36 protein-coding genes are annotated in these 22,176 nt (G+C 39.8%); 33 read left to right on the plus strand and 3 right to left on the minus strand.

Annotated features, from left to right (window positions below; translation table 11 throughout):
* Window positions 1–5: 5 nt before the first annotated feature.
* A complete protein-coding gene (locus tag IGI79_RS00350) occupies window positions 6–356 on the plus strand; it encodes a CPBP family glutamic-type intramembrane protease (protein WP_438846058.1) in 351 nt (116 codons plus the stop codon).
* Between the two features lie 475 nt (window positions 357–831).
* Here IGI79_RS00350 and IGI79_RS00355 read toward each other — a convergent pair whose 3' ends face one another.
* The 3 genes from IGI79_RS00355 to rpiA form a co-directional block, all read right to left on the minus strand.
* Window positions 832–1,518 (minus strand): 2,3-diphosphoglycerate-dependent phosphoglycerate mutase, encoded by a 687-nt coding sequence (locus IGI79_RS00355; RefSeq protein ID WP_010734478.1) that lies wholly within the window; start codon window positions 1,516–1,518, stop codon window positions 832–834.
* Window positions 1,519–1,796: 278 nt separating this feature from the next.
* The gene (locus IGI79_RS00360; RefSeq protein ID WP_019723066.1) at window positions 1,797–2,381 is read right to left on the minus strand and encodes a recombinase family protein; all 585 of its coding nucleotides are present in this window, start codon (window positions 2,379–2,381) and stop codon (window positions 1,797–1,799) included.
* Window positions 2,382–2,492: 111 nt separating this feature from the next.
* The gene (gene rpiA, locus IGI79_RS00365; protein ID WP_010734476.1) at window positions 2,493–3,176 is read right to left on the minus strand and encodes a ribose-5-phosphate isomerase RpiA; all 684 of its coding nucleotides are present in this window, start codon (window positions 3,174–3,176) and stop codon (window positions 2,493–2,495) included.
* A gap of 306 nt (window positions 3,177–3,482) precedes the next feature.
* On the opposite strand from rpiA, the gene rpsL reads away from it, so the two are divergent.
* The 32 genes from rpsL (at window position 3,483) to IGI79_RS00525 (ending at window position 22,174) form a co-directional block, all read left to right on the plus strand.
* Window positions 3,483–3,896, plus strand: a complete 414-nt coding sequence (rpsL, locus tag IGI79_RS00370) for a 30S ribosomal protein S12 (RefSeq protein WP_010734475.1) — start codon at window positions 3,483–3,485, stop codon at window positions 3,894–3,896.
* 91 nt (window positions 3,897–3,987) lie between these two features.
* On the plus strand, window positions 3,988–4,458 hold the full coding sequence (rpsG, locus tag IGI79_RS00375) for a 30S ribosomal protein S7 (protein WP_010734474.1): 471 nt from the start codon (window positions 3,988–3,990) through the stop codon (window positions 4,456–4,458).
* A 78-nt stretch (window positions 4,459–4,536) separates the two neighbouring features.
* The gene (fusA, locus tag IGI79_RS00380; RefSeq protein ID WP_010734473.1) at window positions 4,537–6,621 is read left to right on the plus strand and encodes an elongation factor G; all 2,085 of its coding nucleotides are present in this window, start codon (window positions 4,537–4,539) and stop codon (window positions 6,619–6,621) included.
* Window positions 6,622–6,793: 172 nt separating this feature from the next.
* Window positions 6,794–7,981: an elongation factor Tu gene (gene tuf, locus IGI79_RS00385; RefSeq protein WP_010734472.1), complete on the plus strand. Its 1,188-nt coding sequence runs from the start codon at window positions 6,794–6,796 to the stop codon at window positions 7,979–7,981.
* A 497-nt stretch (window positions 7,982–8,478) separates the two neighbouring features.
* Entirely contained in the window at window positions 8,479–8,787 is a 309-nt protein-coding gene (gene rpsJ, locus IGI79_RS00390; RefSeq protein ID WP_010734471.1) for a 30S ribosomal protein S10, read from the plus strand.
* A 31-nt stretch (window positions 8,788–8,818) separates the two neighbouring features.
* A complete protein-coding gene (rplC, locus tag IGI79_RS00395) occupies window positions 8,819–9,448 on the plus strand; it encodes a 50S ribosomal protein L3 (RefSeq protein ID WP_010734470.1) in 630 nt (209 codons plus the stop codon).
* Window positions 9,449–9,475: 27 nt separating this feature from the next.
* Window positions 9,476–10,099 carry a 50S ribosomal protein L4 gene (rplD, locus tag IGI79_RS00400; RefSeq protein WP_010734469.1) on the plus strand — a complete coding sequence of 208 codons (624 nt, stop codon included), beginning with the start codon at window positions 9,476–9,478 and terminating at the stop codon, window positions 10,097–10,099.
* Complete coding sequence (rplW, locus tag IGI79_RS00405; RefSeq protein WP_002290449.1) at window positions 10,099–10,389, plus strand: 50S ribosomal protein L23; 291 nt, start codon at window positions 10,099–10,101, stop codon at window positions 10,387–10,389. Before rplD ends, rplW begins: the two co-directional genes overlap by 1 nt.
* A 38-nt stretch (window positions 10,390–10,427) precedes the next feature.
* Window positions 10,428–11,258 (plus strand): 50S ribosomal protein L2, encoded by an 831-nt coding sequence (rplB, locus tag IGI79_RS00410; protein ID WP_010734468.1) that lies wholly within the window; start codon window positions 10,428–10,430, stop codon window positions 11,256–11,258.
* A gap of 42 nt (window positions 11,259–11,300) precedes the next feature.
* A complete protein-coding gene (gene rpsS, locus IGI79_RS00415) occupies window positions 11,301–11,579 on the plus strand; it encodes a 30S ribosomal protein S19 (protein ID WP_010734467.1) in 279 nt (92 codons plus the stop codon).
* Between the two features lie 22 nt (window positions 11,580–11,601).
* Window positions 11,602–11,949, plus strand: coding sequence for a 50S ribosomal protein L22 (gene rplV / locus IGI79_RS00420; RefSeq protein WP_010734466.1), 348 nt, complete (start codon window positions 11,602–11,604; stop codon window positions 11,947–11,949).
* A gap of 13 nt (window positions 11,950–11,962) precedes the next feature.
* Entirely contained in the window at window positions 11,963–12,619 is a 657-nt protein-coding gene (rpsC, locus tag IGI79_RS00425; RefSeq protein ID WP_010734465.1) for a 30S ribosomal protein S3, read from the plus strand.
* A 2-nt stretch (window positions 12,620–12,621) separates the two neighbouring features.
* Window positions 12,622–13,056 carry a 50S ribosomal protein L16 gene (rplP, locus tag IGI79_RS00430; protein ID WP_010734464.1) on the plus strand — a complete coding sequence of 145 codons (435 nt, stop codon included), beginning with the start codon at window positions 12,622–12,624 and terminating at the stop codon, window positions 13,054–13,056.
* Entirely contained in the window at window positions 13,046–13,234 is a 189-nt protein-coding gene (gene rpmC, locus IGI79_RS00435) for a 50S ribosomal protein L29 (protein ID WP_002288664.1), read from the plus strand. The genes rplP and rpmC overlap by 11 nt, the downstream gene beginning before the upstream one ends.
* 24 nt (window positions 13,235–13,258) lie before the next feature.
* A complete protein-coding gene (rpsQ, locus tag IGI79_RS00440; RefSeq protein WP_010734463.1) occupies window positions 13,259–13,525 on the plus strand; it encodes a 30S ribosomal protein S17 in 267 nt (88 codons plus the stop codon).
* Window positions 13,526–13,582: 57 nt separating this feature from the next.
* A complete protein-coding gene (rplN, locus tag IGI79_RS00445) occupies window positions 13,583–13,951 on the plus strand; it encodes a 50S ribosomal protein L14 (RefSeq protein ID WP_010734462.1) in 369 nt (122 codons plus the stop codon).
* Window positions 13,952–13,987: 36 nt separating this feature from the next.
* A complete protein-coding gene (gene rplX, locus IGI79_RS00450) occupies window positions 13,988–14,296 on the plus strand; it encodes a 50S ribosomal protein L24 (protein ID WP_010734461.1) in 309 nt (102 codons plus the stop codon).
* A gap of 28 nt (window positions 14,297–14,324) precedes the next feature.
* Entirely contained in the window at window positions 14,325–14,864 is a 540-nt protein-coding gene (gene rplE, locus IGI79_RS00455; RefSeq protein ID WP_010734460.1) for a 50S ribosomal protein L5, read from the plus strand.
* A gap of 18 nt (window positions 14,865–14,882) precedes the next feature.
* Entirely contained in the window at window positions 14,883–15,068 is a 186-nt protein-coding gene (locus tag IGI79_RS00460; protein ID WP_002356214.1) for a type Z 30S ribosomal protein S14, read from the plus strand.
* Between the two features lie 36 nt (window positions 15,069–15,104).
* Window positions 15,105–15,503 (plus strand): 30S ribosomal protein S8, encoded by a 399-nt coding sequence (rpsH, locus tag IGI79_RS00465; RefSeq protein WP_010734459.1) that lies wholly within the window; start codon window positions 15,105–15,107, stop codon window positions 15,501–15,503.
* A gap of 31 nt (window positions 15,504–15,534) precedes the next feature.
* Complete coding sequence (gene rplF, locus IGI79_RS00470; protein WP_104775931.1) at window positions 15,535–16,071, plus strand: 50S ribosomal protein L6; 537 nt, start codon at window positions 15,535–15,537, stop codon at window positions 16,069–16,071.
* A gap of 164 nt (window positions 16,072–16,235) precedes the next feature.
* Entirely contained in the window at window positions 16,236–16,592 is a 357-nt protein-coding gene (gene rplR / locus IGI79_RS00475; RefSeq protein ID WP_010734457.1) for a 50S ribosomal protein L18, read from the plus strand.
* Window positions 16,593–16,612: 20 nt separating this feature from the next.
* Window positions 16,613–17,113, plus strand: a complete 501-nt coding sequence (gene rpsE / locus IGI79_RS00480) for a 30S ribosomal protein S5 (RefSeq protein WP_010734456.1) — start codon at window positions 16,613–16,615, stop codon at window positions 17,111–17,113.
* 14 nt (window positions 17,114–17,127) lie between these two features.
* The gene (gene rpmD / locus IGI79_RS00485; protein ID WP_010734455.1) at window positions 17,128–17,307 is read left to right on the plus strand and encodes a 50S ribosomal protein L30; all 180 of its coding nucleotides are present in this window, start codon (window positions 17,128–17,130) and stop codon (window positions 17,305–17,307) included.
* A 48-nt stretch (window positions 17,308–17,355) separates the two neighbouring features.
* On the plus strand, window positions 17,356–17,796 hold the full coding sequence (rplO, locus tag IGI79_RS00490; RefSeq protein ID WP_010734454.1) for a 50S ribosomal protein L15: 441 nt from the start codon (window positions 17,356–17,358) through the stop codon (window positions 17,794–17,796).
* Window positions 17,796–19,091 carry a preprotein translocase subunit SecY gene (gene secY / locus IGI79_RS00495; protein ID WP_019723012.1) on the plus strand — a complete coding sequence of 432 codons (1,296 nt, stop codon included), beginning with the start codon at window positions 17,796–17,798 and terminating at the stop codon, window positions 19,089–19,091. Before rplO ends, secY begins: the two co-directional genes overlap by 1 nt.
* 59 nt (window positions 19,092–19,150) lie before the next feature.
* On the plus strand, window positions 19,151–19,798 hold the full coding sequence (locus tag IGI79_RS00500; protein WP_010734452.1) for an adenylate kinase: 648 nt from the start codon (window positions 19,151–19,153) through the stop codon (window positions 19,796–19,798).
* Between the two features lie 190 nt (window positions 19,799–19,988).
* A complete protein-coding gene (infA, locus tag IGI79_RS00505; RefSeq protein WP_002288695.1) occupies window positions 19,989–20,207 on the plus strand; it encodes a translation initiation factor IF-1 in 219 nt (72 codons plus the stop codon).
* Window positions 20,208–20,239: 32 nt separating this feature from the next.
* On the plus strand, window positions 20,240–20,356 hold the full coding sequence (gene rpmJ, locus IGI79_RS00510) for a 50S ribosomal protein L36 (protein ID WP_002288710.1): 117 nt from the start codon (window positions 20,240–20,242) through the stop codon (window positions 20,354–20,356).
* A gap of 17 nt (window positions 20,357–20,373) precedes the next feature.
* Window positions 20,374–20,739 (plus strand): 30S ribosomal protein S13, encoded by a 366-nt coding sequence (rpsM, locus tag IGI79_RS00515; protein ID WP_010734451.1) that lies wholly within the window; start codon window positions 20,374–20,376, stop codon window positions 20,737–20,739.
* Window positions 20,740–20,766: 27 nt separating this feature from the next.
* Window positions 20,767–21,156, plus strand: coding sequence for a 30S ribosomal protein S11 (rpsK, locus tag IGI79_RS00520; protein ID WP_010734450.1), 390 nt, complete (start codon window positions 20,767–20,769; stop codon window positions 21,154–21,156).
* Window positions 21,157–21,235: 79 nt separating this feature from the next.
* Window positions 21,236–22,174: a DNA-directed RNA polymerase subunit alpha gene (locus IGI79_RS00525; protein WP_005880735.1), complete on the plus strand. Its 939-nt coding sequence runs from the start codon at window positions 21,236–21,238 to the stop codon at window positions 22,172–22,174.
* Window positions 22,175–22,176 lie beyond the last annotated feature (2 nt).

Genomic DNA, 22,176 nt, shown 5'->3' on the forward strand with positions numbered 1-22,176 from the left:
TATATATGGTACTTGTATTTGGCAGTTTTGAAGTAGTCTCACAAAATTACGATAGTATTGTTCTATTTTCTGTCATAGTGATTGCCCCAATAAAAGAAGAATTAATTTACCGTTACCTATTTTTGAGTATAACTGATTCTAATTGGTTAAAATTAGTGTATGGGCTGGTTTCAACAGGATTCTTTTTCTATGGGCATAGCTTTACATATGGTGGCAATCTATTCGCAATGGTTCAAATTCTATTTTTGACTTTAGCTACAATATATCTATACGTGAAAACCAACAATATATTATCTGCCATGATGTTACATAGCTTATATAATCTATTTGTCCTCTCGCTATCTATGGCTCAATAAACGGGAGTGGGACATTAGTTCTCTCCCACCACCTAAAACCGAATAAACGGCGGGAACAGAAGTAACCTCTTCGGAAATAAGGCGCCATCCACAAAAATTTGAAGAACAATTTTCGTGGATGGCGCCTTATTTCTCGAGGCTGAACACTTCTGTCCCGACCTCTGTTAGTAAAATGTCTTACATAACGAATCTTTCGAGTTATTTAGAAATGATTACTGATTGGTTCATACGCCATTAGTCGTGATAGGGAATAAACTAAACATTCTTTTTTCTCTCAATGTTGGCCCTTGCTCTTAATTTTTTGTTTATTCAAACAGTACTTACTATTATGATCATTAGTTCTTATGTAAATTGATGTTATTCGCATTTGATAGCTAAGACTGCCGTCTATGTAATATCTAAAAAAAAACAGCCCCTTTCATCTCTTACAATAATAGGAGGTGAGGGGGCTGTTTTACTTACAATAGAGGATCTATTATAAGTAGTATTTTTTGATGACAGTCAAGTCGTCGTTTAATTCATAAACAAGTGGTTGACCTGTTGGGATTTCAAGATCCATGATGTCTTCATCAGAGATTCCTTCGATATGTTTTGCTAATGCACGTAAAGAGTTACCATGTGCAGCAACTAAGACAGTTTTGTTGTCTAACAAAGCTGGTGCAATTTCGTCTTGCCAGAATGGCAATGCGCGTTCTAAAGTAACTTTCAAGTTTTCTCCACCAGGTACGTCGCGTTTGTCTAACATTGCATAACGACGATCGTTTGCTGCTGAACCTTCATCAGTTGCTTCCATTAATGGAGGAAGAGTGTCGTATGAACGACGCCAGATGTGAACTTGTTCGTCACCGTATTTTTCTGCTGTTTCTTTTTTATTTAATCCTTGTAATTTACCATAATGACGTTCGTTCAAGCGCCATGATTTGATTTGTGGTACCCAAAGTTGATCTGAGTATTCTAAAATCAAGTTACAAGTTTTGATGGCACGAGTTAATACAGAAGTATAAGCAACATCAAATTCGATTCCAGCTTCTTTGATTTTACGTCCGCCTTCTTTTGCTTCTTCGATTCCTTCTGGAGCTAGGTTTACATCTGCCCAACCAGTAAATTGGTTCAATGCATTCCATTCGCTAAGACCGTGACGAGAAAAAACTAATTTTGGCATGTTTAACTCTCCTTTAAAATAAGTGTTATTTCTGAAAATTTCAGTTCTGCCTTATTGTACAATGTTTTTCATAAGATTTCCATTGTAAAATGAAAGCTGTTTGTTTAAAAGACCACAGACGAACTAAAAAAAAGGCTGTAAACAAGCGTTATTACAGAGCTTTCACTCAAAAAACTTGTTTGACAACCTTTTTATCTATTAAGTAAAATAATTTTTCTTTGGTTAGTGGTGTGGCTTCTTTCGATCAATGGATGAAATCAACGGGGGTCACTTGCTGTTTAGTTGAATAATTGCTGAAGCTCTTTTTCAGGTAGATTGATATATTTGTAGCAAGTGCCGACTGAAACGCCACATTTTGAAGAAATAAATTGGATCGTTTCTTTCTTTTCATAGTAGAGACGACGAATTTTTTTGATTGTTTTGGCATCGATTTTTGGTCGTCCGCCGATTTTCCCTTTTTTGCGTGCTTCATCTAATCCAATCAGCGTGCGTTCTTTGATCAATGCACACTCCATCTCAGCTAATCCTTCCATTAATTGGAAGTAGACCGTCCCCATAGGTTCGCGAGTATCGATTTTTTCTGTGATGCTGACTAGATGTAACCCACGGTCTTTAAATAATTTCGTGAATTCTGTTAGTTGTCTTGTCGATTTTCCTAGATGGTGAAGCTGGCAAATCACTAATGTATCGCCTTGCTCCATTTTCTCGATGACTTTTTCTAAACAAATGGCGTCAGATAAACTGTCTTTTTGACCATACGTTTCGTGAAAAATTTCGTGACAACCAAAATCAGAGAGTTTTTGCATTTGAGCCGTCAAATCGACATCATTGATAGTTGTACGTGCATAACCGATAATCTTCATGGTGATTCCTTTCTAGCAAAGTTTTCTAAGTGTTTGAGACAAGTAAAAATGTAGCATAAAGTAACTGAAAAAGATAGTTTTTTTAGGCATTTTCAACGAATCTCTTTCGCATTATTTTTGAAAGGGAGTATCGAGTACAGACACGCCATTTTCAGAGGCAACGACAACCTTTGAAACCATATTTAAAAACAAGCCGTGTTCGACGACACCGACTAATTGATCCAAATAAGTCGCTAATTTTTCGGGATCTTCAATTCGTTCTAAATGAAGGTCAATAATATAATGTCCACTATCTGTTACGACGGTCTCCCCAGTTTCTGTTTGACGTAATACAGGCTGATAGTTTTTTTCTTTAAAAAGACGCATCAGTTGTTGAGAACCATAAGGGATGACTTCGACAGGGAGTGGAAAGCGCCCAAGTTGATCCACCATTTTTGATCCATCGACGATCCAGATCGTTTGTTTTGAATAAGATGCGACAATCTTTTCAAATAAAAGAGCAGCACCGCCGCCTTTGATTCCCTGAAAATCGGCACTGATTTCATCGGCACCATCGATCGTCAAATCGACGACTGGGACTTCATCAATACTTTTCAAAGGGATACCTAAGCTTTCTGCTTGTGCTTTTGTACCGCTAGAAGTAGTGACACCAGTGATTTTCAATCCTTCTTCACGCATGCGTCGGCCAATTTCTTCTACCATATAATAGGCAGTAGAACCAGTTCCAAGTCCAACGATCATGCCATCTTCAACAAATTCTGCAGCTTTAATGCCTACTAATTGCTTTAAGTTCATTTCTATCCCTCCAGCATTTTTATAGCTCTTTAACTGCTATTTTAGCTTGATTTGATCGAAAAAGATAGGGAGCATAACACAAATTTTATAGGATAGAAAAAAATGTATATGTTTGGTTGACATTCTTTTTTATCCGTGATATTCTAACCAAGGTGCTTTATCTACAGGTCTCTGTTAAGAGACGTGCTGACTGTTTATCAAAGCATATTTGATAAAGATGCATAACTGCATTTATTTTTTATCGCAAAAAAAGAACCACCTGGATGTGTGGAACTAGATGTGAATCGTGGGAAGGAGGAACTAGGAATGCCTACAATTAACCAATTAGTACGTAAACCTCGTAAATCAAAGGTGGAAAAATCTAATTCACCTGCTTTGAACAAAGGATATAACAGCTTTAAGAAAACTCAAACAAACGTGAACTCTCCTCAAAAACGTGGGGTAGCTACACGTGTGGGAACAATGACACCTAAAAAACCGAACTCAGCTTTACGTAAATATGCTCGTGTTCGTTTGTCAAACTTAATTGAAGTTACTGCTTATATCCCAGGGATTGGTCACAATTTACAAGAGCATAGCGTGGTACTATTACGCGGTGGACGTGTAAAAGACTTACCAGGGGTACGTTATCATATCGTTCGTGGTGCACTAGATACTGCTGGTGTGAACGACCGTAAACAAAGCCGTTCTAAATACGGTACGAAAAGACCTAAAGCTTAATTTTAATTATTTACTACAAATGAAAATCGAACCTACTATATAATAGTCGTTCGATCAACTATGAAGAATATTTCGGAAGGAGGAGTTACGGATGCCACGTAAAGGTCCTGTTGCAAAACGTGATGTTTTACCAGATCCTATTTATAACTCAAAATTAGTAACTCGCTTGATCAACCGTGTAATGGTTGACGGAAAACGCGGTGTTGCTGCTAATATTATCTATAATGCCTTTGATTTGATCAAAGAATCTACAGGTAACGATCCATTAGAAGTGTTTGAACAAGCAATGAACAATGTTATGCCTGTTCTTGAAGTTAAAGCACGTCGTGTTGGGGGTTCAAACTATCAAGTACCAGTTGAAGTTCGCCCTGAACGTCGTACGACTTTAGCGCTACGTTGGGTAGTTAACTACGCTCGCTTGCGCGGTGAACACACAATGGAAGAACGCTTAGCGAAAGAAATCATGGACGCTGCAAACAACACTGGAGCTTCTGTTAAAAAACGCGAAGACACACACAAAATGGCAGACGCGAACCGCGCATTTGCTCATTATCGTTGGTAAGATCCTCTCTGTCTGTCGGCTAATCCCACAGCAGAAAGTCAATTTACAATCGATTTAAACAAAGAGAGGAGTAAGAAAATGGCAAGAGAATTTTCGCTAGAAAAAACTCGTAATATTGGTATCATGGCTCACGTTGATGCAGGTAAAACTACAACAACAGAGCGTATCTTGTACTATACTGGTAAAATCCATAAAATCGGTGAAACTCACGAAGGAGCTTCACAGATGGACTGGATGGAACAAGAACAAGAACGTGGTATCACGATTACATCTGCTGCCACTACTGCGCAGTGGAAAGGTTACCGCGTAAATATCATCGATACACCAGGACACGTAGACTTCACAATCGAAGTTCAACGTTCTCTACGTGTATTGGATGGTGCTGTAACTGTACTTGATGCACAATCAGGTGTTGAACCTCAAACTGAAACTGTTTGGCGTCAAGCAACTGAGTACCGAGTACCTCGTATCGTATTCTGTAACAAAATGGATAAAATCGGTGCAGACTTCTTATACTCAGTAAAATCATTGCACGATCGCTTACAAGCGAACGCGCATCCAATCCAATTGCCAATCGGTTCTGAAGATAACTTCACAGGTATCATTGACTTGGTAACGATGAAAGCAGAGATCTACACAAACGATCTAGGCACAGACATCCAAGAAACTGAAATCCCTGAAGAATATGCAGAACAAGCACAAGAATGGCGTGAAAAATTAGTCGAAGCTGTTGCTGAAACAGACGAAGAACTAATGATGAAATATCTTGAAGGTGAAGAAATCACTCAAGAAGAATTGATTGCCGGTATCCGCCGTGCAACAATCAACGTTGAGTTCTTCCCTGTGTTAGCTGGTTCAGCATTCAAGAATAAAGGGGTCCAATTGATGTTGGATGCTGTTCTTGATTACTTGCCATCACCACTTGATATTGAAGCAATCAAAGGTATTGACTCAAAAACAGACGAAGAAACAACTCGTCCTGCAGATGACGAAGCTCCTTTTGCTTCATTAGCATTTAAAGTAATGACTGACCCATTCGTAGGTCGTCTAACTTTCTTCCGTGTCTACTCTGGTGTCCTTGAAAGTGGTTCATACGTATTGAACGCATCAAAAGGCAAAAAAGAGCGTATCGGTCGTATCCTACAAATGCACGCAAACACACGTCAAGAAATCGACAAAGTGTATTCAGGTGATATCGCCGCTGCTGTTGGATTGAAAGATACAACAACAGGGGACACATTGTGTGCATTAGATGCACCAGTTATCCTTGAATCAATCGAATTCCCAGAACCAGTTATCCAAGTCGCTGTTGAGCCTAAATCAAAAGCTGACCAAGATAAAATGGGTGTTGCGTTGCAAAAACTTGCAGAAGAAGATCCTTCATTCCGTGTTGAAACAAACGTTGAAACAGGTGAAACAGTTATCTCAGGTATGGGTGAGTTGCACTTGGACGTATTAGTAGACCGTATGAAACGCGAATTTAAAGTTGAAGCAAACGTTGGTGCGCCTCAAGTTTCTTACCGCGAAACATTCCGTGAAGCAACAAAAGCGGAAGGTAAATTTGTACGTCAGTCTGGTGGTAAAGGTCAATACGGTCACGTATGGGTTGAATTTACACCAAACGAAGAAGGAAAAGGCTTCGAATTCGAAAACGCAATCGTTGGTGGTGTGGTTCCACGTGAATACATCCCAGCAGTTGAAAAAGGATTAGAAGAATCAATGAATAACGGTGTTCTTGCTGGATACCCATTAGTGGATATCAAAGCAAAACTTTACGATGGTTCATACCATGACGTCGATTCAAATGAAACAGCGTTCCGTGTTGCTGCATCAATGGCTCTAAGAGCTGCTGCAAAACACGCACGTCCTGTGATCCTTGAACCAATGATGAAAGTTACGATTACTGTACCAGAAGATTACTTAGGTGATATCATGGGACACGTAACAAGCCGACGCGGACGTGTCGAAGGAATGGAAGCACACGGTAATTCACAAATCGTTAATGCAATCGTTCCATTGGCAGAAATGTTCGGATACGCGACTACATTGCGTTCAGCAACTCAAGGTCGTGGTACATTCATGATGGTATTTGACCACTACGAAGACGTACCGAAATCTGTTCAAGAAGAAATCATTAAGAAAAACGGCGGAAAAGCTGAATAATTTCTTAAAGCAAGGTAGTCTCGTGAAGAGATTTATCTAGAGACTGTATTTTTTATGCAGTTTCGTGTAAAATAACTTTTGATGATACGGGCATGTGATCGGCAATTTTGTCTATCACATACCTATCAGACAAATAAAAATTAAACTGTAATTTTAGGGAGGATATTTTAAAATGGCAAAAGAAAAATTTGACCGTTCGAAACCACACGTTAACATTGGTACTATCGGACACGTTGACCATGGTAAAACAACTTTAACAGCTGCAATCACAACTGTACTATCTAAGAAAAACGGCGGCCAAGCAATGGCTTACGATCAAATCGATGGTGCTCCTGAAGAACGCGAACGCGGAATCACTATCTCAACAGCTCACGTTGAGTACGAAACTGACGCACGTCACTATGCTCACGTTGACTGCCCAGGACACGCGGACTACGTTAAAAACATGATCACTGGTGCTGCTCAAATGGACGGAGCAATCTTAGTTGTTTCTGCTGCTGACGGCCCTATGCCTCAAACTCGTGAACACATCCTATTATCTCGTCAAGTTGGTGTACCATACATCGTTGTATTCTTGAACAAAGTAGATATGGTTGATGACGAAGAATTACTTGAATTAGTTGAAATGGAAGTTCGTGACCTATTAACAGAATACGAATTCCCTGGTGACGATGTTCCTGTAATCGCTGGTTCAGCTTTAAGAGCTTTAGAAGGCGACGCTTCATACGAAGAAAAAATTCTTGAATTGATGGCTGCAGTTGACGAATACATCCCAACTCCAGAACGTGATAACGACAAACCATTCATGATGCCAGTTGAGGACGTATTCTCAATCACTGGTCGTGGTACTGTTGCTACAGGACGTGTTGAACGTGGACAAGTTCGTGTTGGTGACGTTATCGATATCGTTGGTATCGCAGAAGAAACAGCTCAAACAACTGTAACTGGTGTTGAAATGTTCCGTAAATTATTAGACTACGCTGAAGCAGGCGATAACATTGGTGCGTTATTACGTGGTGTTTCACGTGAAGACATCCAACGTGGTCAAGTTTTAGCTAAACCAGGTACAATCACACCTCATACAAAATTCTCTGCAGAAGTATACGTGTTGACTAAAGAAGAAGGTGGACGTCATACTCCATTCTTCACTAACTACCGTCCACAATTCTACTTCCGTACGACTGACGTAACTGGTGTTGTTGAATTACCAGAAGGAACTGAAATGGTTATGCCTGGCGACAACGTAACAATGGAAGTTGAATTAATCCACCCAATCGCTATCGAAAACGGTACTAAATTCTCAATCCGTGAAGGCGGACGTACAGTTGGTGCCGGTGTCGTTACAGAAATCAAAGCTTAATTCATTTTAAGCCTAACAAAGTAACATTTATTCGGACGTTGAAGTTCGAGGTAAGGATCTTGATCCTTTGCCTCGAACTTTTTTTATTTCAGCAGACAATTGATTAGAGGAGAGGCTATGAAAGAGAGGAATATCCAAAAATATTCTTAATATGTAGTGAATTGCCTTTTTCCTCTAAATAGGCGAATGGAAATTGAAAGGAAAAACAACAAATCCTTCTATAAAAAAGAGAAGGATTTCTCTTTTTTTAATTGAATGAAAACTTATGAAAATAAATTGTTTTTTACAGCAAAAAAACCTTGCGTTGTGAATTTAGATATATTATAATGACAAAGGTGCGTTTACCTTAGGTGAATGGCACAGACGAAATCAAAATGATTTTGTCGGCTAAGAAACGAGAGGTTGCGACACGCCCGGACGCTTTGCCACGAACGAGCGTGACGGAAATTTTCGTGGAGCTATGTCTACTTTTCAAAATAGGCGAAGGAGGGAACAAGATGGCAAAACAAAAAATTCGTATCCGTTTAAAAGCGTATGAACACCGTATTTTAGATCAATCAGCGGATAAAATCGTGGAAACTGCAAAAAGAACTGGAGCTGGCGTTTCTGGTCCAATTCCATTACCAACTGAACGCAGTCTTTACACAGTTATTCGTGCGACTCACAAATACAAAGATTCACGCGAACAATTCGAAATGCGTACACACAAACGTCTTATCGACATTGTGAACCCAACACCAAAAACAGTTGATGCTTTAATGAAGCTTGACTTACCATCAGGTGTTAACATCGAAATCAAACTATAAAAACTAAACTAATAATAATGGAGGTGTACTCATGACCAAAGGAATCTTAGGGAAAAAAGTGGGAATGACACAAATCTTCACTGAATCTGGCGAATTAATTCCAGTTACTGTTGTAGAAGCTACGCCAAACGTAGTACTACAAGTAAAAACAATGGAAACTGATGGCTACGAAGCTATTCAAGTTGGTTACCAAGACAAACGTGAAGTTTTATCAAACAAACCTGCGAAAGGTCATGTTGCAAAAGCAAACACGGCTCCTAAGCGCTTCATTCGTGAATTCAAAAATGTTGAGCTAGGAGAATATGAAGTAGGAAAAGAAATTACAGTTGATGTTTTCCAAGCAGGAGACATTATTGATGTAACAGGTACTACGAAAGGTAAAGGATTCCAAGGGGTTATCAAACGTCACGGCCAAAGCCGCGGACCAATGGCTCACGGTTCTCGCTACCATCGTCGTCCTGGGTCAATGGGTCCAGTTGCACCTAACCGTGTATTCAAAAACAAACGTCTTGCTGGCCGTATGGGTGGCAACCGCGTAACTATCCAAAACTTGGAAGTTGTACGTGTAGATGCTGAAAGAAACGTAATCTTGATCAAAGGTAACGTTCCTGGAGCGAAAAAATCATTAATCACTATCAAATCAGCTGTGAAAGCTAAATAATAGTAGGAAGAAAGGAGGAACTAAGGAATGCCGAATGTAGCATTATTCAAACAAGATGGAAGCCAAAACGGTGAAATCACTCTTAACGAAGAAATCTTCGGAATTGAACCAAATGAAAGTGTTGTTTACGACGCAATCGTTATGCAACGCGCATCATTAAGACAAGGAACACATGCGGTTAAAAACCGTAGCGCTGTTCGAGGCGGTGGCCGTAAACCATGGCGTCAAAAAGGAACTGGTCGTGCTCGTCAAGGATCAATCCGTTCACCGCAATGGCGTGGAGGTGGCGTAGTCTTCGGACCAACACCACGTTCTTACAGCTACAAACTTCCTAAAAAAGTTCGTCGTTTAGCAATGAAATCTGTATTATCAGAAAAAGTTGCAGAAAACAACTTGGTAGCAATCGAAGGATTAAGCTTTGATGCACCAAAAACAAAAGAATTCAAAGAAGTTCTTGCTAAATTATCTATTGACTCTAAAGTATTGGTTGTACTAGAACCTGGTAACGACTTTGCAGCTTTATCTGCACGTAACTTATCAAACGTTTCTGTAGTAACTTCTGACAACGTTAGTGTTCTAGATGTTGTATCAAATACAAAAGTTTTAGCAACACAAACTGCTCTTACTCAAATTGAGGAGGTGCTTGCATAATGAACTTACTAGACGTAATCAAACGCCCAGTGATCACTGAGAAATCAATGCTTGCCATGGATGACAAGAAATATACTTTCGAAGTAGACACACGCGCAAACAAAACTTTAGTAAAACAAGCGGTTGAAGCTGCTTTTGACGTGAAAGTCAAAAACGTGAACATCGTGAACGTACGTGCGAAATTCAAACGTATGGGCAAATATGCAGGATATACAAAAAAACGTCGCAAAGCGATCGTTACATTGACTGAAGATTCAAAAGAAATCCAATTATTCGAAGCTGCTGAATAAGCAACACTCGATAACTGATTAAATTAGGAGGGGAAAACGTGGCGATTAAAAAGTACAAACCTACCACAAATGGCCGTCGTAACATGACAGGTTCTGATTTTGCTGAAATCACAACATCAACACCTGAAAAAACATTGTTACAGCCATTGAAAAACCATGCTGGACGTAATAACAACGGCCGCATCACTGTACGTCATCAAGGTGGCGGACACAAACGCCAATACCGCGTGATCGATTTCAAACGTAATAAAGACAACGTTGTTGCTACTGTTCAAACGATCGAATATGATCCAAACCGTTCAGCTAACATCGCGTTAGTACATTATGAAGATGGAGTGAAAGCTTACATCTTAGCACCAAAAGGACTACAAGTTGGAATGAAACTTGTTTCAGGTCCTGAAGCAGATATCAAAGTCGGAAATGCTCTTCCTTTAGAAAACATTCCAGTTGGTACTGTGATCCACAATATTGAAATGAAACCTGGTAAAGGTGGACAATTGATCCGTTCTGCTGGTACAAGTGCTCAAGTACTTGGTAAAGAAGGCAAATACGTATTGATCCGCTTAAACTCTGGTGAAGTTCGCATGATCTTAGCTGCATGCCGTGCAACAATCGGTTCTGTAGGTAACGAACAACACGAACTTATCAATATTGGTAAAGCTGGCCGCTCTCGTTGGATGCGTAAACGCCCAACTGTACGTGGTAGCGTAATGAACCCTAACGATCACCCACACGGTGGTGGTGAAGGTAAAGCTCCAATCGGACGTAAAGCTCCAGTTTCTCCTTGGGGTCAACCAGCTCTTGGTTACAAAACTCGTAACAAGAAAGCTAAATCAGACAAACTTATCGTTCGTCGTAAAAATAAATAATTACTTTGACCATGTGTCGCACATTTTGAGAGGAGGTTCACCATGGGTCGTAGTTTAAAGAAAGGGCCTTTCGTTGATGAGCATTTAATGAGTAAAGTTGAAGCTCAAGCAGGGGCCGAAAAGAAAAAAGTAATCAAAACTTGGTCTCGTCGTTCGACAATTTTCCCAAGTTTTGTTGGATATACCATCGCAGTATACGATGGACGTAAACACGTACCAGTTTACATCCAAGAAGATATGGTAGGACACAAATTAGGTGAATTCGCACCAACTAGAACTTATCGTGGGCATGTCGCTGACGACAAGAAAACGAGACGCTAATTCGAGGGGAGGATAAAAGCAAATGGCAGAACAAATCACATCAGCTAAAGCAACTGCAAAAACAGTTCGCACTTCACCTCGTAAAGCGCGTCTAGTAATTGACCTTATCAGAGGTAAAAGTGTTGCGGATGCAATTTCAATTTTGAAATTCACACCAAACAAATCTGCTGGGATCATCGAGAAAGTATTGATGTCAGCAATTGCAAATGCAGAAAACAACTTTGACTTAGATGTTGAGAACTTGGTAGTATCTGAAGCATTTGTTAACGAAGGACCAACAATGAAACGTTTCCGTCCACGTGCAAAAGGTTCAGCTTCACCAATCAACAAACGTACAAGTCATATCACGGTAGTCGTATCAGAAAAATAAGGAGGGATAATCTGTGGGTCAAAAAGTACATCCAATTGGAATGCGTGTAGGCATCATCCGCGACTGGGATGCAAAATGGTTTGCTGAAAAAGAGTATGCAGAGTTCTTACACGAAGATTTAAGAATCCGTAAATTTATTTCAACTAGACTTGCTGATGCTGCTGTATCAACAATTGAAATCGAACGCGCAACTGGCCGCGTAAACATTTCAATCCACACAGCTAAACCAGGTATGGTTATTGGTAAAGGCGGATCTGAAGTCGAAAACCTAAGAAAAGAATTAAACAAATTAACTGGTAAAAGAATCCATATCAACATCGTGGAAATCAAAAAACCAGATTTAGATGCTAAATTAGTAGGTGAAGGAATTGCACGTCAATTAGAAAACCGTGTTGCATTCCGTCGCGCTCAAAAACAAGCGATCCAACGTTCAATGCGTTCTGGCGCTAAAGGGATCAAAACTCAAGTATCTGGACGTCTAAACGGTGCGGATATCGCTCGTTCAGAAGGATACTCAGAAGGAACAGTTCCTCTTCACACTTTGCGTGCGGATATTGATTACGCATGGGAAGAAGCAGATACAACATACGGAAAACTAGGAGTTAAAGTGTGGATCTATCGTGGAGAAATTCTTCCAACTAAAAAAAACACTGAGAAAGGAGGGAAATAAACATGTTAGTACCTAAACGTGTAAAACACCGTCGTGAATTCCGCGGAAAAATGCGTGGTGAAGCAAAAGGCGGAAAAGAAGTAGCATTCGGTGAATACGGCTTACAAGCTGTTGAATCACACTGGATCACAAACCGTCAGATCGAAGCTTCTCGTATTGCTATGACTCGTTACATGAAACGTGGCGGGAAAGTATGGATCAAAATTTTCCCTCATAAATCATATACATCTAAAGCGATCGGCGTTCGTATGGGTAAAGGTAAAGGGGCTCCTGAAGGATGGGTTGCACCAGTAAAACGTGGTAAAATCATGTTTGAAATTGCAGGCGTTTCTGAAGAAGTAGCTCGTGAAGCATTACGTTTAGCTTCTCACAAATTACCAATGAAAACTAAGATCGTAAAACGTGAGGAAATGGGTGGTGAATCGAATGAAGGTTAAAGAAATCAGAGAATTAACCACTGCCGAAATGCTTGATCAAGAAAAACAATTAAAAGAAGAATTGTTTAATCTTAGATTCCAATTAGCAACAGGTCAATTAGAAAACACTGCACGTATTAAAGAAGTACGTAAATCGATTGCACGCATCAAAACAGTTTTGCGTGAACAAGCTAAGTAATTATGGAAGGAGGCCATTAAGCGTATGACTGAAGAAAGAAATCAACGCAAAGTTTATCAAGGTCGCGTGGTATCAGACAAAATGGATAAAACAATTACCGTTGCTGTCGAAACAAAGAAAAACCACCCTATCTACGGTAAACGTATGAACTATTCTAAGAAGTACAAAGTACATGATGAAAACAACACAGCAAAAGTTGGCGACATCGTGAGAATTATGGAAACTCGTCCATTATCAGCTACAAAACGTTTCCGTTTGTTGGAAATAGTCGAAGAAGCAGTTATTATCTAATAACACGAGATTTTCCTATATAGATTGAATGCAAAATCTGAAAGGAGGATACACAACGTGATCCAAGCAGAAAGTCGTTTAAGAATCGCTGATAATTCAGGCGCACGTGAAATTTTGACGATCAAAGTCCTTGGCGGATCTGGTCGCAAAACTGCGAATATCGGTGATGTGATCGTTGCTACGGTTAAACAAGCAACGCCAGGTGGGGTTGTCAAAAAAGGTGACGTCGTTAAAGCCGTTATCGTTCGTACAAAATCAGGAGCTCGTCGTGCAGACGGTTCATATATCAAGTTTGATGAAAATGCTGCAGTGATTATTCGTGATGATAAAAGCCCTCGTGGAACACGTATCTTTGGGCCAGTTGCACGTGAACTACGTGAAAACAACTTCATGAAGATCGTTTCTCTAGCACCAGAAGTTTTATAATCTTGAGACACTTAACAAAGGAGGTGCGAAACAGTTATGTTTGTTAAAAAAGGCGATAAAGTTAAAGTGATCACCGGTAAAGACAAAAACAAAGAAGGCGTTGTATTAGCAGCGTTTCCTAAACAGGATAAAGTGGTTGTCGAAGGTGTGAACATGATCAAAAAACACCAAAAACCTTCTCAAGCTGCTCCTCAAGGTGGAATTGTTGAGATGGAAGCGCCACTTCACGTTTCTAACGTGATGGTCATCGACTCTACTGGTGTAGCTGGCCGAGTTGGCTACAAAGAAGTAGACGGAAAAAAAGTCCGTGTTTCTAAAAAAACCGGTGAAGTTTTAGATAAATAAAAAGTTTAAGGAAGGAGGGTCTTACTGAATGAACCGCCTAAAAGAAAAATATCTTAAAGAAGTAACTCCATCATTGATGGAAAAATTTGACTATAGCTCTGTTATGCAAACACCTAAAGTTGAAAAGATCGTCATCAACATGGGTGTTGGTGATGCGGTATCAAACGCTAAAAACTTAGACAAAGCAGTTGAAGAACTAACTTTGATCACTGGACAAAAACCAATGATCACAAAAGCTAAAAAATCAATCGCTGGATTCCGTTTACGTGAAGGAATGCCAATTGGAGCAAAAGTTACCTTACGCGGAGAAAGAATGTACGAATTTTTAGATAAATTAGTATCAGTTTCTCTACCACGTGTACGTGACTTCCATGGTGTAAGTAAAAAAGCCTTTGATGGTCGTGGAAACTACACTTTAGGTATTAAAGAACAATTGATCTTCCCAGAAGTAGATTATGATTTAGTAGATAAAGTACGTGGTATGGACATCGTCATTGTAACGACAGCGAACACAGATGAAGAATCTCGTGAGTTGTTGACACAATTAGGCATGCCATTCCAAAAATAATTAAAGGAGGCGAACTACGTGGCTAAAAAATCAATGATTGCTAAAAACAAACGTCCTGCAAAACATTCAACACAAGCTTACACTCGTTGCGAACGTTGCGGACGTCCACATTCAGTTTATCGTAAGTTCCATCTTTGCCGTATTTGCTTCCGCGAACTTGCCTATAAAGGTCAAATTCCCGGCGTGAAGAAAGCTAGCTGGTAAAAAAGTAAATTCGCATAAGAAGGAGGTAAAAGTTCAATGGTCATGACAGATCCAATTGCAGATTTTCTAACTCGTATCCGTAATGCAAACATGGTTAAACATGAGGCTTTAGAAGTTCCTGCATCAAAAATTAAACGTGACATCGCTGAAATCTTGAAACGTGAAGGTTTCGTCCGTGATGTTGAATATATCGAAGATGACAAGCAAGGCGTGATCCGCGTTTTCCTAAAATTTGGTAAAAGCGGCGAACGTGTTATTACAAACTTAAAACGTATTTCTAAACCAGGCTTACGTGTTTATGTTAAAGCTGGCGAAGTGCCAAAAGTTTTAAATGGCTTAGGTATCGCTATTATTTCGACTTCTGAAGGTGTTGTCACTGATAAAGAAGCTCGTGAGAAAAACATCGGCGGCGAAGTTATCGCTTACGTATGGTAATCAAGTAGAATCTACAAGGAGGTGTCTTTAAGTGAGCCGTATTGGAAATAAGATCGTTGTGATCCCTGAAGGAGTAACTATCACTCAAGATGGAAACAACGTTACAGTTAAAGGACCAAAAGGGGAATTGACTCGTGCATTTTCTGCTGATATCAAAATGAATATCGAAGGAAATGAAGTGACATTCACTCGTCCAAATGACAGTAAAGAAATGAAAACTATCCATGGAACAACTCGTGCTAACTTCAACAACATGGTTGTAGGTGTTAGTGAAGGTTTCCAAAAAGGATTAGAATTAATCGGGGTTGGGTACCGTGCGCAAATGCAAGGAACAAAACTTGTATTGAACGTTGGTTACTCACATCCAGTAGAAATCACACCACCAGCTGGCGTGACTGTTGAAGTCCCATCTAACACACAAGTAATTGTGAAGGGTGCGAACAAAGAAGAAGTTGGCGAATTAGCTGCGAACATCCGTGGTACTCGTCCTCCAGAACCTTATAAAGGTAAAGGTATTCGTTATGTTGGCGAATTCGTACGCCGTAAAGAAGGTAAAACTGGTAAATAATCGTTTCGAAAAATTTCATAGAAGCCAGCAGCAGGAAAAAAGGATTTTGCTGAAGTATTTCTTCATTAAGAGAGAGTTTACTTGTGCCGCAGCTTCTATTTTTTCAAAACTGATCATTTCTACTGTCTGACAGTAGAAAAAATAAAAATAAAGAGGTGACAATTGTGATTACAAAACCAGATAAGAACAAAACACGTCAAAAGAGACACCGTCGTGTACGTAACACTATCTCTGGTACTGCTGAGCGCCCACGCTTGAACGTTTTTCGTTCTAACAAAAACATCTACGCGCAACTTATTGATGACGTAGCGGGTGTAACGCTAGCAAGTGCCTCTACCTTGGATAAAGAAATTTCAGGTGGAACAAAAACAGAAGCAGCACAAGCTGTCGGTAAATTAGTTGCTGAACGCGCAACTGAAAAAGGCATTAAAGTCGTAGTCTTTGACCGTGGTGGATACCTTTACCATGGCCGTGTGCAAGCTTTAGCTGAAGCTGCTCGCGAAAATGGACTAGAATTTTAGAAGAAGGAGGAATACCATTCATGGTTTATATCGATCCAAAACATTTGGAATTAGAAGACCGCGTTGTTGCAATTAACCGTGTAACAAAAGTTGTTAAAGGTGGACGTCGTCTACGTTTTGCTGCTTTAGTTGTTGTCGGTGACAAAAACGGACACGTAGGATTTGGTACTGGTAAAGCACAAGAAGTACCTGAAGCGATCCGTAAAGCAATTGAAGATGCGAAGAAAAACTTAGTTGAAGTACCTATGGTTGGTTCAACAATCCCACACGAAGTAATCGGTGCTTTTAGTGGTGGTAGAATCCTAATGAAACCTGCTGTTGAAGGTTCTGGGGTTGCTGCTGGTGGACCAGTTCGTGCCGTATTAGAATTAGCAGGGGTAGCAGATATCACTTCTAAATCTTTAGGCTCAAACACACCAATCAACGTTGTTCGCGCAACTGTTGAAGGTTTGAAACAATTAAAACGTGCTGAAGAAGTTGCAGCTCTACGCGGCAAATCAGTGGAAGAATTAATCGGATAAGGAGGACAAACATAATGGCTGAATTAAAAGTAACTTTAAAACGCAGTATTATCGGACGTCCTCAAAACCAACGCGATACTGTTAAAGCGTTAGGTCTTACAAAGATTAACAGTTCTGTGGTTAAGCCTGCTAATGAAGCAATCAAAGGCATGATCAACACTGTTTCTCACTTAGTGGACGTTGAAGAAGTTTAATTAAACAAATAAAATAAGAACTAGGACAATTAAGGAGGTGCCAAACCTATGAAACTTCATGAATTAAAACCCGCTGAAGGTTCACGCCAAGTACGTAACCGTGTTGGTCGTGGTACTTCTTCAGGTAACGGAAAAACTGCCGGACGTGGTCAAAAAGGACAAAAAGCTCGTTCAGGCGGTGGTGTACGTCTAGGATTCGAAGGGGGACAAACACCATTGTTCCGTCGTTTACCAAAACGTGGATTTACAAATGTTAACCGTAAGGACTACGCAGTCGTTAATTTAGATGTCTTGAATCGCTTTGAAGACGGAGCTGAAGTAACTCCTGTTGCTTTAGTAGAAGCTGGAATCGTGAAAAACGAAAAAGCTGGAATCAAAGTTTTAGCTAACGGAGAATTGAACAAAAAGTTAACTGTGAAAGCAGCTAAATTCTCAAAAGCAGCACAAGAAGCAATCGAAGCGGCTGGTGGCTCTGTTGAGGTGATCTAATGCTTAAACTATTAAAAGACGCTTTTAAGGTCAAAGATATTAGATCGAAAATCCTTTTTACTGTATTTGTTCTCTTTGTTTTTCGTTTAGGGGCACATATCACTGTTCCCGGCGTAAATGCAAGCTCATTACAAGACCTATCTAGCTTACCGTTTTTCAACATGTTGAACTTGGTAAGTGGTAGTGCAATGCAAAACTTCTCGATCTTTTCGATGGGGGTTTCGCCTTACATTACTGCTTCGATCGTTATCCAATTATTACAAATGGATATCGTGCCACGTTTTGTGGAATGGTCGAAACAAGGTGAAGTTGGTCGTAAAAAGTTGAATCAGGCAACAAGATATTTGACGTTAGTATTGGCATTTATCCAATCTGTCGGTATCACAGCAGGATTTAACCAATACGCTCAATTAGGTTTTGTCAACAATCCAAATGTCTCTACTTATGTAACGATCGGTTTGATCTTAACTGCAGGAACGATGTTTGTTACTTGGTTGGGTGAACAAATCACTGAAAAAGGTATCGGTAACGGTGTGTCAATGATCATCTTTGCAGGGATCATTTCAAGATTACCGGAAAGTGTACGTGAAATTTATGAAGATTACTTCGTAAATATCAATTCTTCCGATATCTGGAGATCTGCGATTTTCGTTGCCATCTTACTAGTTGCGGTTCTAGCAATCGTGACATTCGTAACATTTTTCCAACAAGCTGAACGTAAGATCCCGATTCAGTACACAAAACGTATAGCAGGTGCGCCAACAAGTAGTTATCTACCGTTGAAAGTAAATGCTGCTGGGGTAATTCCGGTTATCTTTGCAAGTTCATTTATTGCAACACCAAATGCTGTGTTACAAGCGTTAAGTGGCCGTTTCGGATCTGAAAACTGGTATAAAATAATGATGGAGATCTTTAACTATAATACGGTGCCTGGCGCAACGATTTATACGGTATTGATCGTCGCATTTACATTCTTCTATGCCTTTGTCCAAGTAAACCCTGAGAAATTAGCGGAGAACTTACAAAAGCAAGGAAGCTATATACCAAGTGTACGCCCTGGTAAGGGGACTGAAGAGTATGTCTCAAGCTTATTGATGCGATTAAGTACAGTCGGAGCACTATTCCTTGGTTTAGTGGCATTATTACCAATCATTGCTCAAATGGTTTGGGATCTGCCACAATCAATCGGATTAGGTGGTACAAGTCTGTTGATCGTGATCGGTGTGGCTTTAGAAACTGCGAAACAGTTAGAAGGCTTAATGCTGAAACGTAAATATGTTGGCTTTATTGAGTAAGAAAGCGTGTTGAGGTTTTTCCTCAACACACGTTCTCACATTTATTAGGAGGGAAAGCAATGAACCTCATTTTAATGGGGCTGCCAGGTGCAGGTAAAGGAACACAAGCTGAAAAAATCATTGACGCTTATGGGATTCCTCACATCTCAACAGGAGATATGTTTCGTGCAGCTATCAAAAATGAAACAGCTCTTGGCTTGGAAGCAAAGTCTTATATGGATAAAGGTGCATTAGTTCCTGATGAAGTAACAAATGGAATCGTAAAAGAGCGTTTAGCAGAACCCGATACAGAGAAAGGCTTCTTATTAGATGGCTTTCCTCGTACAATCGAGCAAGCAGAAGCTCTAGATGCAATGTTAAAAGATTTAAATAAACAAATTGATGCTGTCATCGATATCCACGTGGGTGAAGAAGTTTTGGTTGAGCGTTTAGCAGGCCGCTTCATTTGCCGTAACTGTGGAGCAACTTACCATAAAATTTTCAACCCTACAAAAGTTGAAGACACATGTGATCGTTGTGGTGGGCATGAATTCTATCAAAGAGAAGATGATAAACCTGAGACGGTTAAAAATCGTCTGGCTATCAACATCAAAAATAGTGAACCAATCTTGGCTTATTATAAAGAACAAGGTTTGCTACACACTATCGATGGTGATCGTGAAATCGATGCTGTATTTACTGATGTCCAAAAAATCATTGAAAAATAGCACGATTGCCCGTAGCCGACTTGCATTAAGCAGTTACTCTTGTCAAGTTCAATAAATTATGATAGAATATGTCAGTCCGACTTCTAGAGAATCCTCTAGATGATCCATTTTGAGAATTTTGAGGTGGGAACTGCAGTTTCCGCCATTTTATCGTGTGAAAATGCGAAACAAGTACAAGGAGGTACTGTGCGTGGCAAAAGAAGATATGATTGAAGTCGAAGGTACAGTCGTCGAAACTTTGCCGAATGCAATGTTTAAAGTTGAACTAGAAAACGGACACCAAGTTCTTGCTACTGTTTCAGGTAAAATTCGTATGCACTACATTCGTATTCTACCTGGTGACAAAGTGACGGTTGAATTGTCTCCATATGATTTAAACCGTGGCCGTATTACTTATCGCTTTAAATAATTGTACTCCGTAAAACTACAGGAGGTATTATCATGAAAGTAAGACCATCAGTAAAACCAATGTGTGAACATTGTAAAGTAATTCGTCGTAAAGGACGCGTTATGGTGATTTGCCCAGCAAATCCAAAACATAAACAACGTCAAGGATAAATGGAGGTGCACTAAATATGGCTCGTATTGCAGGAGTAGATATTCCTCGTGATAAACGTGTAGTAGTTTCACTTACTTATATCTATGGTATTGGTAACACTACTGCGAAACAAATCTTAGCTAATGCTGGCGTATCTGAAGATGTTCGCGTTCGTGAATTAACGAATGAACAAACAGATGCTATCCGTGCAGAAGTAGATAAATTAAAAGTTGAAGGGGATCTTCGTCGTGAAGTGAACTTAAACATCAAACGCTTGATGGAAATCGGTTCTTACCGTGGAATCCGTCACCGTCGTGGATTGCCTGTTCGTGGACAAAACACGAAAAACAATGCACGTACTCGTAAAGGCCCAGCTCGCGCTATCGCTGGCAAGAAAAAATAATTCTTAAGTGAAGGAGGTTAAATCTTCATGGTAGCAAAAAAAGTGAATCGTAAACGCCGTGTGAAAAAGAATATAGAAGCTGGGATTGCACATATCCACTCTACATTCAACAACACAATCATCATGATCACTGATACTCACGGAAATGCTTTAGCGTGGTCATCAGCTGGTTCATTAGGTTTCAAAGGAAGCAAAAAATCAACTCCTTTTGCCGCTCAAATGGCAGCAGAAACAGCTACAAAAGCAGCAATGGAACACGGATTAAAAACTGTTGAAGTAACAGTTAAGGGACCTGGTTCTGGACGTGAAGCAGCAATTCGTTCATTACAAGCAACAGGTTTAGAAGTGACTGCAATTCGTGACGTGACTCCAGTTCCTCATAATGGTGCCCGCCCTCCAAAACGCCGTCGTGTTTAATGAGTGCCTCTCATTTTGAGTTCTATTAGTAACGTCATTGAACAAGACACTTTTCGTTTTGAAAGGGGTAAAGATAAGAATGATTGAGTTCGAAAAACCAAGAATCGCAAAAATTGATGAAGAAAAAGATTATGGCAAGTTCATCGTTGAACCTCTTGAAAGAGGGTATGGGACTACTTTAGGGAATTCCCTACGTCGTATTTTATTATCTTCTTTGCCAGGTGCTGCCATCACTAATATTCAAATCGATGGTGTACTGCATGAATTCTCTACCATCAAAGGTGTTAGAGAAGACGTCACTCAAATCATCTTGAACATTAAAGGTTTAGCACTGAAAATGTATGGTCAAGAAGAAAAAACCCTTGAGATCGATATTACCGGACCTGCTACAGTAACTGCTGGCGATATTATCGTTGATAGTGAGGTAGAAATTCTTAACAAAGATATGTACATCTGCAGTGTATCTGAAGGTGCTACGTTCCATGCTCGCCTAACGGTGAAACCAGGACGTGGTTATGTTCAAGCAGATGAAAACAAAAAAGAAGATATGCCAATTGGTGTTCTTCCCGTCGATTCAATCTACACGCCTGTACGTCGTGTCAACTACCAAGTAGAAAACACACGTGTTGGACATCGTGAAGATTTTGATAAATTGACAATGGAGATCTGGACAGATGGTTCAATCGAACCATTGGAAGCAATGAGTTTATCTGCAAAAATCATGACTGAACATTTAGACATCTTTGTCAACCTAACTGATGAAGCGAAAAACGCTGAAATCATGGTCGAAAAAGAAGAAACACAAAAAGAAAAAATGTTAGAAATGACGATTGAAGAATTAGACTTATCTGTTCGCTCTTATAATTGCTTAAAACGTGCAGGAATCAATACTGTACAAGAACTTACGAATAAATCTGAGCCAGAAATGATCAAAGTCCGTAACTTAGGACGTAAATCATTGGAAGAAGTTAAAGCAAAATTGCATGACTTAGGTTTAGGTTTACGTAAAGAAGATTAAAC

It is taken from the genome of Enterococcus sp. AZ084 (assembly GCF_051714905.1).
GTDB lineage: Bacteria > Bacillota > Bacilli > Lactobacillales > Enterococcaceae > Enterococcus_B > Enterococcus_B pernyi.